General features: G+C 67.3%; 14 protein-coding genes. 7 read left to right on the top strand and 7 right to left on the bottom strand.

Annotated elements, in window-relative coordinates; all coding sequences use genetic code 11:
- Window positions 1–38 precede the first annotated feature (38 nt).
- The 3 genes from ACWIDZ_RS08315 to ACWIDZ_RS08305 form a co-directional block, all read right to left on the bottom strand.
- Window positions 39–332, bottom strand: coding sequence for a DUF167 domain-containing protein (locus ACWIDZ_RS08315; RefSeq protein WP_453987941.1), 294 nt, complete (start codon window positions 330–332; stop codon window positions 39–41).
- Window positions 333–579: 247 nt separating this feature from the next.
- The gene (locus tag ACWIDZ_RS08310) at window positions 580–1,509 is read right to left on the bottom strand and encodes an electron transfer flavoprotein subunit alpha/FixB family protein (RefSeq protein WP_453987942.1); all 930 of its coding nucleotides are present in this window, start codon (window positions 1,507–1,509) and stop codon (window positions 580–582) included.
- Window positions 1,509–2,273 carry an electron transfer flavoprotein subunit beta/FixA family protein gene (locus tag ACWIDZ_RS08305; RefSeq protein WP_453987943.1) on the bottom strand — a complete coding sequence of 255 codons (765 nt, stop codon included), beginning with the start codon at window positions 2,271–2,273 and terminating at the stop codon, window positions 1,509–1,511. Before ACWIDZ_RS08305 ends, ACWIDZ_RS08310 begins: the two co-directional genes overlap by 1 nt.
- A gap of 125 nt (window positions 2,274–2,398) precedes the next feature.
- Here ACWIDZ_RS08305 and ACWIDZ_RS08300 point away from each other — a divergent pair, with 125 nt between their 5' ends.
- Entirely contained in the window at window positions 2,399–2,740 is a 342-nt protein-coding gene (locus ACWIDZ_RS08300; protein ID WP_338577136.1) for a hypothetical protein, read from the top strand.
- 10 nt (window positions 2,741–2,750) lie between these two features.
- On the opposite strand, the gene ACWIDZ_RS08295 is transcribed toward ACWIDZ_RS08300, so the two are convergent.
- Window positions 2,751–3,323 (bottom strand): cob(I)yrinic acid a,c-diamide adenosyltransferase, encoded by a 573-nt coding sequence (locus ACWIDZ_RS08295; protein WP_338577138.1) that lies wholly within the window; start codon window positions 3,321–3,323, stop codon window positions 2,751–2,753.
- A 29-nt stretch (window positions 3,324–3,352) separates the two neighbouring features.
- Entirely contained in the window at window positions 3,353–3,556 is a 204-nt protein-coding gene (locus ACWIDZ_RS08290) for a twin transmembrane helix small protein (protein WP_312219866.1), read from the bottom strand.
- A gap of 141 nt (window positions 3,557–3,697) precedes the next feature.
- Here ACWIDZ_RS08290 and ACWIDZ_RS08285 point away from each other — a divergent pair, with 141 nt between their 5' ends.
- Both ACWIDZ_RS08285 and ACWIDZ_RS08280 read left to right on the top strand, forming a co-directional pair.
- Complete coding sequence (locus tag ACWIDZ_RS08285; RefSeq protein ID WP_453987944.1) at window positions 3,698–5,905, top strand: TonB-dependent receptor domain-containing protein; 2,208 nt, start codon at window positions 3,698–3,700, stop codon at window positions 5,903–5,905.
- A gap of 115 nt (window positions 5,906–6,020) precedes the next feature.
- Window positions 6,021–7,145: a hypothetical protein gene (locus ACWIDZ_RS08280; protein ID WP_343830263.1), complete on the top strand. Its 1,125-nt coding sequence runs from the start codon at window positions 6,021–6,023 to the stop codon at window positions 7,143–7,145.
- A gap of 125 nt (window positions 7,146–7,270) precedes the next feature.
- On the opposite strand, the gene ahcY is transcribed toward ACWIDZ_RS08280, so the two are convergent.
- Entirely contained in the window at window positions 7,271–8,662 is a 1,392-nt protein-coding gene (gene ahcY / locus ACWIDZ_RS08275) for an adenosylhomocysteinase (RefSeq protein WP_312219863.1), read from the bottom strand.
- A 235-nt stretch (window positions 8,663–8,897) separates the two neighbouring features.
- Here ahcY and ACWIDZ_RS08270 point away from each other — a divergent pair, with 235 nt between their 5' ends.
- From ACWIDZ_RS08270 to ACWIDZ_RS08255, 4 genes are all read left to right on the top strand, one after another.
- Complete coding sequence (locus ACWIDZ_RS08270; protein ID WP_453987945.1) at window positions 8,898–10,388, top strand: methyl-accepting chemotaxis protein; 1,491 nt, start codon at window positions 8,898–8,900, stop codon at window positions 10,386–10,388.
- Window positions 10,389–10,467: 79 nt separating this feature from the next.
- Window positions 10,468–11,826 (top strand): amidohydrolase family protein, encoded by a 1,359-nt coding sequence (locus ACWIDZ_RS08265; protein WP_453987946.1) that lies wholly within the window; start codon window positions 10,468–10,470, stop codon window positions 11,824–11,826.
- 67 nt (window positions 11,827–11,893) lie between these two features.
- Window positions 11,894–12,910, top strand: coding sequence for a biotin synthase BioB (gene bioB / locus ACWIDZ_RS08260; RefSeq protein ID WP_291782683.1), 1,017 nt, complete (start codon window positions 11,894–11,896; stop codon window positions 12,908–12,910).
- Complete coding sequence (locus ACWIDZ_RS08255) at window positions 12,907–13,413, top strand: GNAT family N-acetyltransferase (protein WP_453987947.1); 507 nt, start codon at window positions 12,907–12,909, stop codon at window positions 13,411–13,413. The genes bioB and ACWIDZ_RS08255 overlap by 4 nt, the downstream gene beginning before the upstream one ends.
- Here the strand turns inward: ACWIDZ_RS08255 and ACWIDZ_RS08250 are convergent.
- The gene (locus tag ACWIDZ_RS08250) at window positions 13,410–13,754 is read right to left on the bottom strand and encodes a hypothetical protein (RefSeq protein ID WP_453987948.1); all 345 of its coding nucleotides are present in this window, start codon (window positions 13,752–13,754) and stop codon (window positions 13,410–13,412) included. The genes ACWIDZ_RS08255 and ACWIDZ_RS08250 overlap by 4 nt on opposite strands.
- Window positions 13,755–13,765 lie beyond the last annotated feature (11 nt).

Raw genomic sequence — 13,765 nt, 5'->3', positions numbered from 1 at the left:
GTCAGGGTAAAGCTCTAAAAGGCGCGCTCGCGGCAAAGTCAGTCGCGCGCTCCGTCGGCGGGCAGGCGCGCGCGGACCTCCGCGTCGGTCAGGCCGTCGACCTCGATCATCTTCAGACGCGACTGGCTGCCGCGCGCCAGGGTCACGTCGCGCTTGGGCACGCCCAGCGCCTTGGCCAGGAAGGCGGTCAGGGCGGCGTTGGCCTCGCCCTCCACCGGCTGGGCGCGAACGCGGACCTTCAGCACCGGACGGCCGTCCGGGTCGACGTCCCAGCCGTCGATGCGGTCGGCGGCGGCGCGAGGGGTCAGCTTGACGGGAATGCGGGCGGTCATGGGACGTGTTTGGCCCCATCCACAGCTTTGGCCAACCCCTCTCCGCTCATCCCGGCGGACGCCGGGATCCAGTGCTTTGGCTTCAGGCGCCGGGCAGGAAGCCTAGGGGGATTTTCACGGTTGAGCGCGTAGCTCTTACTGGATCCCGGCGTCCGCCGGGATGAGCGGATGTAGAAGGCCAATAAAAGAAAACGCGCCGGACGGTTTCCCATCCGGCGCGCTTCAATGCTCAGCGTGACGCCTGCCCTTAGCCCAGGGCGGCCATCAGCTCCGGCACGGCGGTCTTGTAGTCGGCGACCAGGCCGTAGTCGGCGACCTGGAAGATCGGGGCGTCGGGGTCCTTGTTGATCGCGACGATCACCTTGGAGTCCTTCATCCCGGCCAGGTGCTGGATGGCGCCCGAGATGCCGATGGCGATGTAGAGGGCCGGGGCCACGACCTTGCCGGTCTGACCGACCTGATAGTCGTTGGGGGCGTAGCCCGCGTCGACCGCCGCGCGCGAGGCGCCGACGGCGGCGCCCAGCTTGTCGGCCAGGGGGTCCATGACGGCGTGGAACTCTTCGGCCGAACCCAGGGCGCGGCCGCCCGAGACGACGATCTTGGCGGCGCCCAGTTCGGGGCGGTCCGACTTGACCATTTCCTCGGAGACGAAGGCGGTCTTGGGCGCCTCGCCGGCGGCGACGCTCTCGACCGGGGCCGAACCGCCTTCAGCGGCGGCGGCGAAGGCCGTCGGGCGCACGGTGATGACCTTCTTGGCGTCGGCCGACTGCACCGTCTCCAGCGCGTTGCCCGCATAGATCGGGCGCACGAAGGTATCGGCCGAGACGACCTCGACGATGTCCGAGATCGGCGCCGTGTCCAGCTTGGCGGCGATGCGCGGGGCGAAGTTCTTGCCGTCGGTGTTGGCCGGGGTCAGGATGGCGTCGTAGTTCCCGGCCAGCGGCAGGACGGTGGCCTCGACGGCCTCGGCCAGGCCGTGGGCGACGGCGTCGCCTTCGGCCAGCAGCACCTTGCGCACGCCCGAAATCTTGGCGGCGGCGTCAGCCACGGCCTTGGCGTCCTTTCCAAGGACCAGAACATCCACGTCGGACGACAGCGCCAGGGCGGCCGTCACGGTCTTGTTGGTGGTGTCGCGAACGGCCGAGCCGTCGTGGTCGGCGATGACGAGAACGGCCATTACAGCACCCCCGCGGACTTGAGCTTGGAAACCAGTTCGGCCGCATCGGCGACCTTGACGCCCGCCGAACGCTTCGGCGGCTCCGTCACCTTCAGCACCTTGAGGCGATCCGCCGTGTCGACGCCGTAGTCGGCGACCGCCTTGACGGCGATCTCCTTCTTCTTGGCCTTCATGATGTTCGGCAGCGACGCATAGCGCGGCGTGTTCAGGCGCAGGTCGACCGACACCACGGCCGGCAGTTCGGCCGAGACGGTCTGGAGGCCGCCGTCGACTTCACGGGTGACGACAGCCTTGCCGCCGTCGATGACCAGCTTGCCGGCGAAGGTGGCCTGCGGCCAGTCCGCCAACGCGGCCAGCATCTGGCCCACGGCGTTGTTGTCGCCGTCGATCGACTGCTTGCCGAGCAGCACCAGGTCGGGCTTCTCCTCGTCCACCACGGCCTTCAGCACCTTGGCGACGGCCAGCGGCTCCAGGTCCGTGTCCGACTGCACCAGGATGCCGCGATCGGCGCCCATGGCCAGGGCCGTGCGGATGGTTTCCTGAGCCTGGGTCACGCCGATGGAGACGACGACGATTTCCGTCGCCGTGCCTGCGGCATGGTGTTCCTTGCCTTCCTTCAGGCGCACGGCCTCTTCGACGGCGATTTCGTCGAAGGGGTTCATGCTCATCTTGACGTTGGCGAGGTCGACGCCGGTCTGGTCCGCCTTGACGCGCGCCTTGACGTTGGAGTCGATCACCCGTTTCACCGGGACGAGTACCTTCATGAGCCTATCCACTTGGTCGTCGAAATGTCGGCCGAGGGATTGGACCGACGAAACCGGCCTGTCAACGTAACGCTACGTGAACTGTGTTCGTGTCCAGCGGCCAATTTTCGGTTATGAGACCCCGCATGAAACGCTTTCTGACGATCCGTCGCCTCAGCATTATCTTCTTCGCCCTGTTCGCCGTGACCCTGGCGGGCGTGTTCGTCCTCCAGCGTTTCTGGGTCGATCCGGGCGAGCGCTGCGCGGCCAAGGGGCACTGGTATTCGATGGAGACGCGCGAATGCGGCGTGCCCATCTATATTCCCGACATCACCAAACGCCCCGAAGGCATGTCGCGCGCCGAGGCCTCGGCCGAGGGCAACCGCGACCTGGTGAAGCTGGAAGATGAGATCGCCGCCGACAAGCGCGCCCGCGCCGCCGCCACCGAGGCCGAGCGCAAGCGGGTCCAGGCGCTGCAGTCTCAATAAGGCCTTCGCCTCAGCGCGTCGCGCCGGGGCGCCACAGGACGTCGCCGGCCCCATTGGCGTTGGCGCGCCGCGCGGCGACGAACAACAGGTCCGACAGGCGGTTGAGATAGCGGACGGCGTCCGGGTTCACCGCCTCGCCCGATTCGACCAGGCGCACCGCGTCCCGTTCCGCCCGGCGGCAGACCGTGCGCGCCAGATGCAGATGCGCCGACAGGGGCGAGCCGCCCGACAGGATGAAGCTGTCCAGCGGCTTGAGGCAGTCGTTCATCCAGTCGATCTCGTTCTCTAGCCGCTCGACCTGGGAGGCGATGATGCGCAGGGCCTCCCACTTGGGCGCCGGCTCCATCGGCGTGGCCAGGTCGGCGCCCAGGTCGAACAGCTCGTTCTGGATGCGGCCCAGCATGGCGTCGATGCGATCGTTCTGGCCGCTGTTCAGGCGCGCCACGCCGATGACGGCGTTCAGCTCGTCCACCGTCCCATAGGCCTCGACCCGCGCATCGGTCTTGGACACGGGCGCGCCCGACGCCAGCCGCGTCTGACCGGCGTCGCCGGTGCGGGTGTAGATCTTGTTCAGCGTCACCATGGCGCGCCCTCCCCTGTTCCTGTCCGACCTCAGCCCGCGTGGGTGCGCTTCAGCCACATGCCGATCATCAGCAGCAGCACCGCCACCGCCTGCAAGGCGACACGCAACCGCATCAGCTTGTTGGACCGGACGCTGGCCCCCTCGCCCCCGCGCTTCAGATTGTAGAGGCCCAGGCCCAGGGTGACGGCGACGGCGGCCACGGCGATGAGGATCAGGATGTCGATGATGTCCATGCCCGCTTCTTAGGCCCGACCGCATTTCCGCGCCAGACGTGTCGGAAGCGCGGCGCAAATGCGACCTATTCGCACACCCCCATTGCGCTGAGAATGCGAACGCTGTTGAGAGGCGTTCTCATTTCCAAAGGCCCCGCTCCAATGTCCTGCTTCCGCTCGTCTCGCCGCTCGTCCCTGCTGGCCGCCACCGCCCTGATGACCGTCGGGGCCGCGGCGCCCGCCCTGGCCGACGAGGCTTCTGACGTCCTGGAGCAGAGCCACCAGGTGGCCGACGTGGTCGTCACCGCCTCGGGCTTCGAGCAGAAGATCGAGCAAGCCCCGGCCTCCATCAGCGTATTGTCGCGAGAAGAGCTGAAGGAGACGCGGTATCAGAGCCTGGCGGAGGTTCTGGCGACGGTTGAAGGCGTCGACGTCGGCGCGGCGGCGGGCAAGACCGGCGGTCTGAACATTTCCATTCGCGGGATGCCCAGCGACTATACCCTGGTGCTGGTGGACGGCCGCCGCCAGAATCCGGCAGGCAACATCACGCCCAACGGCTTCGGCGAGACCTCCACCAGCTTCATCCCGCCGATGTCGGCGATCGACCGGATCGAAGTGGTGCGCGGTCCCGTCTCGACCCTCTACGGCTCGGATGCAATGGGCGGCGTCGTCAACATCATCACCCGCAAGGTCGGGACCGAATGGAACGGCTCGTTCAGCACCGACGGCACCTTCCAGAGCGACGATCAGTTCGGGAACATCTACGGCGCCAACGCCTATGCTCAAGGTCCGCTGGTGAAGGATCTCCTGGGCCTGGCCCTGCGCGGCCGCTATTCGCAGCGCGAAGCCTCCAGCCTGACCTATGAAAAGGACGACGGCGGCGCGGTCATCATCAGCCAGCGCGGTCCCAGCCCGGTTGAAAACGAGCTGTGGTCCGTCGGCGGCCGCCTGAATTTCACGCCCCACGCCGATCATGACCTCTACTTCGACGTCGATATGCAACGTCAGTGGTACGACAACTCAACCGCCCAATTGGGCACCTTGGGCGTGCGCGGTTATGGCCCCGATCAAGAATTCAACCAGGACGAATATGTCCTAGCGCACAACTGGCGCCTGCCCTTCGGCGAACTGCAATCCACCTTGTCGCACTCCACGCGCGAGACCCTCGGCCGCATCCTGCCCGACGACGTGCCCGGCACCGACCGAAAGGCCGGCGAGGCCCGCACCCTGGAAGCGACCAACACCATTTTCGACACCAAGCTGTTCTCGCAGTGGCGCAATCACACCTTCACCGTCGGCGGCCAGTACTGGGACGCTGAGATGATCGACGGCGTGGCCCCCGCGCCCTACGCTCACGAACAGTGGGCGCTGTTCGCGGAGGATGAGTGGCGCTTCACCGATGCCTTGGCCCTGACCCTGGGCGTCCGTTACGACGACCACAACGTCTTCGGCGACCACATCAGCCCGCGCGCCTATCTGGTGTGGAATGCGACCGAAAACTGGACCCTGAAGGGCGGCGTCAGCCAGGGCTTCAAAACCCCGCGTCTAGATCAGATCGCCCCCGGCATCACCGGCTTCACGGCCCAGGGCACCCGTCCGACCATAGGCACTCCGACGCTGAAGCCGGAGACCTCGACCTCCACCGAGTTCGCCGTCTTCTATGACAACCGCGACAACTTCCGCGCCAACGCGGTGGTGTTCCGCAATGAGTTCTCGGACAAGATCACCAGCGGCCCCGGCCTGTTGAACTGCACCTTCGCCCCGATCATCGACAACGGCCCGCCGGTCGTACGCGACGAGACCCAGAACAACCGCCCCGGCTGTGTCGACTACGGCTACTGGCCCGACCTCGACCTGTTCGGTCAGGCGATCAACGTCGATGAAGCCGTCACCCAGGGGCTGGAAGCCGCCTTCCACTGGTCGATCAACGACGCATGGTCGCTCAACGGCAACTACACCTACACCGACAGCGAGCAGAAGAGCGGCCCCGAAACCGGGCAACCGCTCTACAACACGCCCGAGCACATGGTGAACGGCGTGCTGCGCTGGCACGCCACCAACCGCCTGAGCCTGTGGGCTCGGGGCGAATACCGCAGCGACCGTTATCGCGACCCGGACACCACAACGAGCACCGCCAAGGCGACCTGGGGCGATTACCGCAGCTATTCGGTCTTCCACCTGGGCGGCTCGTACCGCGCCACCGACCGTGTGGCCTTCAACGCCACAATCTACAACCTGTTTGACAAGGACTTCGTGTCCTACCGCCCCTATGTCAGCAACACGAACACGGGCGCGCTCAGCTACACCAACCTGTACGCCAACAATCAGGAGCCCCGGCGCCTGTGGCTGTCGGTCAACATCGACTTCTGATCCCTTTTCAGTTTCCTCCCCGACTGACCGGGCCGCCTCCTTCAGGAAGCGGCCCGTTTTTTTGGCCTGTGCCAAACTAAGCCGTTGGTCATTTTTGGCTGGCAGGGTGGCCGCCATGACCGATCGCGCCATCCGCAATCTCGAACACCTGCGCCGGACCGCCTCGACCGCGCGCGTGCTGAACCTGCTCAAGGTCTATGACGAGCACGGCGACAGCGAGGACTGGGCCGAGCGGCCGATGTTCCGCAATCCGGCGCTGAATCGCTGCCTGATCATCAAGCACCGGCTGCGGCGCAACGAGACCGACGCCTTCCCCGGCCGCCGTCAGGTGGCGACCAAGATCGTGGTGCCGATCGACAGCACCGATCTAAAGACCGGCGGCCGCTTCATCTTTGTCAATCAGATCGGCTTCGAGCGCGCCATGCACGAAGCCTTCGGCGTCGATCCCGACCATCCGGATCTGAAGACCCTGCGGCTGATGGATCAGCTGCCGTCGCTGGACCCCTTCCTGCTGCGCGAACAGCTGCGGCGCGGCGGGGTGGACGCGGCGCCCTGCTATTTCGCCCTCAGCGAAGCCGACCTGGAGCGGATGCTGGAGTTCGTCCAGAAGGAGATCGAGCCCCTGGTCACCCTCAGCATCGGCGACGGAGTCGTGGCCGCCGGATCGACCGCCCGCATGGCCTCGAAGATCCTGTCCAACGCCCCCGGCGACCGGCTGGAGGCGCTGCGCCTGACGCTGAAGCTGGAGCCCGAGCAGTATCAGGAGGGCGTCTTCTGCTGGAAGGGCTTCCTCTATTACAAGTGGTCGCTCAGCAGCCTGATGGCCGACATCGTCCATGTCGCCGATGAAGTGGGAACGATCCGGCCCGCCGGCCCCAGCGACCAGGCCGCCAAGGACTATATCGCCCGGGGCCGGGCCGTGCTGCGCGGCCGCATCATGAAGACCTGCGAAGAGGTCAGCCGCACCCTGCGCTATTACGACGACGCCTATGCGGGGCTGACGCGCGAGGGCAATCCGCTGGCCTTCCGCGACTTCCTGCTGGAGGCGCCGGCCCTGTTCACCCGGCTGGGCGACCAGTTGGGGGCGGTGCAGCACATCGTCAGCTTCTGGCGCTTCCGATTCAGCCCCAAGGCGCCCCCTGTGGGCGTCGAGGAGCTGATCGACATCTTCATGGACTTCGAGACCGGCCTGATGGGCCGAGGGCCCGACGAATTCGATCCCCGCGACGTCGCGGCCTAGGGCTCCCCCTCTTACCCTGCCGTCAAGCCCGAGGATGACGGTATGAGAGCAGGTGCGTTTCAAGCAAACAGAACCCCGCGACGTCGCCGGCGCGGGGTTCTGTCTTTACAGACCCGAGACAGGTCTCAGTAGCGGTAGTGTTCCGGCTTGAACGGACCCTCGACCGGCACATTGATGTAGTCGGCCTGTTCCTGGTTCAGCGTCGTCAGCTTGGCGCCCAGCTTGGCCAGGTGCAGGAAGGCGACCTTCTCGTCCAGGTGCTTGGGCAGGGTGTAGACCTTGTTGTCGTAGGCCTTGGCGTTGGTCCACAGCTCGATCTGGGCCAGCGTCTGGTTGGTGAAGGACGCCGACATCACGAAGGACGGGTGGCCCGTGGCGTTGCCCAGGTTCACCAGACGGCCTTCCGACAGCAGGATGATCTTCTTGCCGTCCGGGAATTCGACGTGGTGGACCTGATCCTTGATCTTGTCCCACTTGAAGTTCTTCAGGCCCGCGACCTGAATTTCGCTGTCGAAGTGGCCGATGTTGCAGACGATGGCGTTGTTGCGCATGGCGCGCATGTGCTCGACGCGGATGACGTCCTTGTTGCCCGTGGTGGTGACGAAGATGTCGGCCTTGTCGGCGACGTCCTCGAGGGTCTGGACCTCATAGCCTTCCATCGCCGCCTGCAGGGCGCAGATGGGGTCGATCTCCGTGACGATCACGCGGGCGCCGCCGTTGCGAAGCGAGGCCGCCGAGCCCTTGCCCACGTCGCCGTAACCGCAGACCACCGCCACCTTGCCCGACAGCATGACGTCGGTGCCGCGACGGATGGCGTCGACCAGGGATTCACGGCAGCCGTACAGGTTGTCGAACTTGGACTTGGTGACGCTGTCGTTGACGTTGATGGCGGGGAAGGGCAGCTCGCCGCGCTCGGCCATCTGATACAGGCGGTGGACGCCCGTGGTCGTCTCTTCCGACACGCCGCCGATGGCGTCGCGGATGGCCGAGTAGAAGCCCGGCTTCTCCTTCAGATAACGCTTCATGACCGAGAAGAGGGCTTCCTCTTCCTCGTTCTGCGGGTTGTCGAGGACGGAGGCGTCCTTCTCGGCCTTGGGCCCCAGCACGCACAACAGGGTGGCGTCGCCGCCGTCGTCGAGGATCAGGTTCGGATAGCCGCCATCCGCCCATTCAAAGATCTTGTGAGCGTAGTCCCAATATTCGACCAGGTTCTCGCCCTTGAAGGCGAACACCGGCGTGCCCGACGCGGCGATGGCGGCGGCGGCGTGGTCCTGGGTCGAGAAGATGTTGCACGAGGCCCAGCGCACTTCGGCGCCCAGGGCTTCCAGCGTCTGGATCAGCACCGCCGTCTGGATGGTCATGTGCAGGGAGCCGGCGATGCGGGCGCCCTTCAGCGGCTGGGCGGCGCCGTATTCGTCGCGCAGCGCCATCAGGCCCGGCATCTCGGTTTCGGCGATGGCGATTTCCTTGTTGCCGAAATCGGCCAGGGAGATGTCGCGGACGATGTAGTCGGTCATGCTGAAATGTCTTTCGGCCACTATCGGGGGATTGTCGCCGCTATAGCGCGGCGCGGCCACGGGAGCAATCAAGACATAAGGATGTCTTTATATGACGGCCGCCGATGACGCCGCCGCCGGTTCGGCGCGGATTAAGGAAATCTACGCAATCTCGGCTTAACCCGGACAATACCCTCTTGGCGACAAGGGGTATTGGGGCTCTCCCCTCGCCCCGTCGTTGAAACGAGTCTGCGTCATGGCTTCCCACGAGATCGACCGCCGCATGCATTTCATGGGGCTGGGTCGGCCGTCCGCCGGTTACAGCGCCATCTCGGGCCTGCTGCGCCGCTCCATCCCTCTGGCCCTCGCCGCCTTCTACGACAGGGTGCGCGCCGAGCCGGAGACCCGCCGCTTCTTCCGTGACGAAGGCCATGTCGCCGCCGCCAGCAACGCCCAGCAGCAGCACTGGGACGCCATCATCGAGGGCCGCGCGGACGAGGACTACGCCGCCTCGGTGCGCACCATCGGCCGCGTCCACGCCCGCATCGGTCTGGAACCGCGCTGGTACATCGGCGGCTACAGCATTCTCCTGGCCCATCTGACCCGCGCCATCATCGAGCGGCCCAGGAAGCTGTTCGCCAATCGCCGCGAACACGACCGCATCACCGCCGAGGCCGTGGCCGAACTGAACCAGCGGGTCATGCTGGACATGGACCTGGCCATCTCCATCTACCTGGACGCCCTGCAGGAGGAGCGCGACCGCGTGCAGGCCGAACACGCCGCCGCCGAATCGCGCCAGGCCGAGGTCGTGCGCGCCCTGGGCGCCGCCCTGCACAGCCTGGCCGACAACGATCTGTCGGTGACCATCCCGGACGTCTTCCCCGAGGAATACAGGTCGCTGCAGAACGACTTCCACGCCGCCACCCGCGCCCTGCGCACCGCCGTCCGCGCCGTGGCCGATAGCGTCGAGAGCCTGAGCGCCGGCTCCAGCCAGCTGGCCGTCGCCTCCGAAGACCTGGCCAGCCGCACCGAGCGTCAGGCCGCCAACCTGGAGCGCACGGTCGCCGAAGCCGACGCCATCGCCCGCCAGGTCGCCTCGACCGCCGACGGCGCGCGCCAGACCGCCGAGGCTCTGGCCGCCGCCCGCGCCGACGTCGAGCACACGACCCAGGTGGTCGGCGACGCCGTCAGCGCCATCCACGCCATCGCCGAATCCTCGAGCGAGATCGGCCGCTTCACCAGCCTGATCGACGAAATCGCCTTCCAGACCAACCTGCTGGCGCTGAACGCCGGGGTCGAGGCCGCCCGCGCCGGCGACGCCGGGCGCGGCTTCGCCGTGGTGGCCCAGGAAGTGCGCGCCCTGGCCCAGCGCTCGTCCGAGGCGTCCGGCGAGATTCGCACCCTGATCTCCACCTCCTCGGCCCAGGTGGCGCGCGGCGTCGACCTGGTCGAGCGCACCGGCGCGGCGCTGGAGCGAATCGGCGCCAAGGTCTCGGCCGTCGACGGCCTGGCGGGCGGCATCGCCGGCTCGGCCCAGGAACAGTCCGACGGCCTGGCCCGTGTCCGCCGCGCCATGGGCGAGATGGACGACATCACCCAACAGAACGCCGCCATGACCGAAGAAGCCACCGCCGCCGCTCGCCAGTTGGCCAATGAGGCCGTCAGCCTGAACCAGCAGGTCGCCCGCTTCCGCCTGGACCGCTCCGTCGCCGCCGGCGCCTCACGAGGGCCGCGCCTGGTCGCCTGATCCGGGAACGCAAATCCGACTGGCGCAAGACGACAGACGCGGGCTAACAGACTCCCCGAGTTCCAAGGGGGGAGTATCCATGATGAAGATCTTGCTGACGACGGCCGCCTGCGCCCTGGCCCTGGCGGCCGCTGGCGCGCCCGCAGCCGCCCAGACCGCCACACCCGTCGCACCGACCGGCGCCGCGCCCGCGCCGGGCGTGGTGACCCTGATCCAGGCTGGCCGCCTGCTGGATCGTCCCGGCCAGGCCCCGCGCGGCCCGTCCACCCTCATCGTGCGCGACGGCAAGGTGGTCGAGATCCGCGACGGCTTCGTCGACGCCGCCGCCTTCCCTGGCGCCGTGGTGGTGGACCAGCGCGACCGCTTCGTCCTGCCCGGCCTGATCGACAGCCACGTCCACCTGGTGTCGGACACGGCGGGTCAGGCGGGCTTCCTGTCCGAGATCACCGACAACCTGCCGGTCCACGCCTATAGCGCCGCCATGAATGCGGAAAAGACGCTGATGGCCGGCTTCACCACGGTGCGAAACCTGGGCGATAGCGGCGGCGTGACACTGGCCCTGCGGACCGAGACAGACACGCACCGTCTGCCCGGACCCCGAATTCTCGACGCGGGCAACAGCATCTCGACCACCTCGGGCCATATGGACGCGCGCCTGGGCTTCAACGACGACCTTCGCGAACACGTGGCTCACGACAATGTCTGCAACGGCGCCGAAAGCTGCCGTGAAGCCGTGCGCCTTCAGGTCGGGCGCGGCGTAGACGTGATCAAGATCGCCACCACCGGCGGGGTCAACAGCCGCATCGGCGCCGGACTTGGCGCCCAGATGTTCGAGGACGAGGCCAAGGCTCTGATCGACACGGCCCACCTGTACGGCAAGAAGGTCGCAGTCCACGCCCACGGCGCCGACGGCGTCAATCTGGCGCTGCGCATGGGAGCCGACTCCATCGAGCACGGCACCATCTTCGACGACGAGACGCTGCAGTTGTTGCGCCGCACGCGGGCCTACTATGTGCCGACCCTGTCGACGGTGAACGGCTATCGCGAGCGTCTGGCCGCCGATCCCGACGCCTATCCGCCCGAGGTCCTGCCCAAGATCCTGTGGCGCATCGAGATCACCGGCCAGTCGTTGCAGAAGGCGGTGCCGGCCGGGGTGCGCATCGCCTTCGGCACTGATGCAGGCGTCTCCAAACACGGCCGCAACGCCGATGAGTTCGAACTCATGGTCCAGAACGGCATGACCCCGGCGACCGCCATTGCGGCGGCCACGGTCAACGCCGCCGATCTGCTGGGCCTGACCGAGGAAATCGGCAGCCTGGAGCCGGGCAAGCGCGCCGACGTCATCGCCGTGACGGGCGATCCGCTGGCCGACGTGACCACGCTGAAGTCCGTGGCCTTCGTCATGCGCGACGGCCGCGTCTACAAGGACGAACGCTGAGCCAGATAACGGCGACGCATCACTTCCGGCTTGGCCGCGCCCGCGCGCGCGGCTAAGCCGTCGTCCCATGGCTGACGACGCTTCGATCCGACCCGCCCGCGATTTCTCGATCCCTCGCCACGACTGGACGCTGGAGGAGGTCGAGGCCCTGTTCGCCCGCCCCTTCATGGAGCTGGTGTTCGAGGCGGCGACGGTGCACCGGCGCACCTTCGACCCCAGCGAGGTGCAGAAATCCCAGCTGCTGTCGGTCAAGACCGGCGGCTGCGCCGAGAACTGCGGCTACTGCTCCCAGTCGGCCAGCTTCAAGACCGGGCTGAAGGCCGAGAAGCTGATGGAGCCGACCGCCGTCATCGCCGAGGCCATGGCGGCCAAGGCGGGCGGGGCCAGCCGCTTCTGCATGGGCGCCGCCTGGCGCGAGCTCAAGGACCGCGACACGCCCAAGCTGGCGGCCATGATCTCGGGCGTGAAGGCGCTGGGTCTGGAGACCTGCGCCACCCTCGGCATGCTGAACGCCGATCAGGCGAAACAGCTGAAGGACGCGGGCCTCGACTACTACAACCACAACCTCGACACCGGGCCTGAGTACTACGCCGAGGTGGTGACGACCCGCTCCTATCAGGACCGTCTGGAGACGCTGCAGCACGTCCGCGACGCGGGCATGAACACCTGCTGCGGCGGCATCGTCGGCATGGGCGAGAAGCGGCGCGACCGCGCGGGCCTGCTGCACGCCCTGGCGACCCTGCCCGTCCACCCGGACAGCCTGCCGGTCAACGCCCTGGTCCCCGTCGGCGGCACGCCGCTGGGCGAGCGGGTGCTGAAGGAGGGCGAGATCGACCCGATCGAGTTCGTCCGCACCGTCGCTGTCGCCCGCCTGGTCTGCCCCAAGTCGATGGTCCGCCTGTCGGCCGGGCGCGAAGGCATGACGCCGGAGATGCAGGCCCTGTGCTTCCTGGCCGGCGCCAACTCCATCTTCGTCGGCGGCAAGCTGCTGACCACGCCGAACCCGGAAGAGGACGACGACGCTAGGCTGTTCGCCCTGCTGGACCTGAAACCCATGCCCGCCAAGGGCTGCGACGCCCATTGATCCGGGTCCGCCCGACGCGCGGAACGGACATCGGCCGTCTGGAGGCGGTGGAGCGGTCGGCGGCGACGCTGTTCCGCACCCTGCCCGATCTGGCCTGGATCGCCGACGACCATGTCGCCGGACCGGGCACCCACCGCACAGCCGTCGCGCAGGGCCTGTCCTGGGTCGCGGTTGATACGGCGGACCAGCCGATCGGCTTCCTGATCGCCGCCGAAGCGGACGCGGACCTGCATATCCTCGAGTTGTCAGTCTCTGCTGAACATCAGGGGCGCGGCGCTGGGCGGGCGCTGATGGCGGCGGCGCGCCACGCAGCCGAAGCCCGCGCCAAACAGGCCCTGACCCTGACCACCTTCAGCACCGTTCCGTGGAATGCGCCCTTCTATGCGCGCCTGGGCTATGCGGCGCTGACGTTTGCAGAAACGCCCGCCTATCTGCGCGAGACCCTGGCCGCAGAGGCCGCCCACGGCCTGACCGACCGCGTCGCCATGCGGCTGACGCTTTAGCCCTGCCGTGCGAGCCAGCCACGCACCAGCCTGAGGTGCAGAGCGTGAGCGCCGATCCAGGCCAATCCCATGACGATCAGGACGCCGAAGTAACGCCGCGCGTCCGCGCTCTCCAGCGGCCCCAACAGACTCGCCATCGCCGTAGAGAGCAGGGTCAAGGCCGCCAGAACAGGCGTGAAGCTCAAGGCGACGTCACGAGGCGCACGCCATATTGACCGCCCGTCAAAGCCCCACTGCATCGGCAACCGCATCTCGCGCGTCAGGCCTCTTGCAGCGCGCCAGGACATGGCCGCCAGCACGGCCACGAAAGCCAAAGCCAGGAAGAGGGCGAACATCGTCATACCGACAGACG

Source organism: Brevundimonas sp. NPDC055311 (assembly GCF_053645695.1).
This window is presented reverse-complemented; position numbering and strand designations above follow the sequence as displayed.

Coding starts and splice junctions, on each gene's coding strand:
- ahcY (WP_312219863.1), bottom strand. CDS start 8,662: ATGACCGACTACATCGTCCGCGACATCTCCCTGGCCGATTTCGGCAAC.
- ACWIDZ_RS08300 (WP_338577136.1), top strand. CDS start 2,399: ATGAAACGCTTTCTGACGATCCGTCGCCTCAGCATTATCTTCTTCGCC.
- ACWIDZ_RS08305 (WP_453987943.1), bottom strand. CDS start 2,273: ATGAAGGTACTCGTCCCGGTGAAACGGGTGATCGACTCCAACGTCAAG.
- ACWIDZ_RS08250 (WP_453987948.1), bottom strand. CDS start 13,754: ATGACGATGTTCGCCCTCTTCCTGGCTTTGGCTTTCGTGGCCGTGCTG.
- bioB (WP_291782683.1), top strand. CDS start 11,894: ATGGCTGACGACGCTTCGATCCGACCCGCCCGCGATTTCTCGATCCCT.
- ACWIDZ_RS08290 (WP_312219866.1), bottom strand. CDS start 3,556: ATGGACATCATCGACATCCTGATCCTCATCGCCGTGGCCGCCGTCGCC.
- ACWIDZ_RS08295 (WP_338577138.1), bottom strand. CDS start 3,323: ATGGTGACGCTGAACAAGATCTACACCCGCACCGGCGACGCCGGTCAG.
- ACWIDZ_RS08270 (WP_453987945.1), top strand. CDS start 8,898: ATGGCTTCCCACGAGATCGACCGCCGCATGCATTTCATGGGGCTGGGT.
- ACWIDZ_RS08280 (WP_343830263.1), top strand. CDS start 6,021: ATGACCGATCGCGCCATCCGCAATCTCGAACACCTGCGCCGGACCGCC.
- ACWIDZ_RS08310 (WP_453987942.1), bottom strand. CDS start 1,509: ATGGCCGTTCTCGTCATCGCCGACCACGACGGCTCGGCCGTTCGCGAC.
- ACWIDZ_RS08315 (WP_453987941.1), bottom strand. CDS start 332: ATGACCGCCCGCATTCCCGTCAAGCTGACCCCTCGCGCCGCCGCCGAC.
- ACWIDZ_RS08285 (WP_453987944.1), top strand. CDS start 3,698: ATGTCCTGCTTCCGCTCGTCTCGCCGCTCGTCCCTGCTGGCCGCCACC.
- ACWIDZ_RS08265 (WP_453987946.1), top strand. CDS start 10,468: ATGATGAAGATCTTGCTGACGACGGCCGCCTGCGCCCTGGCCCTGGCG.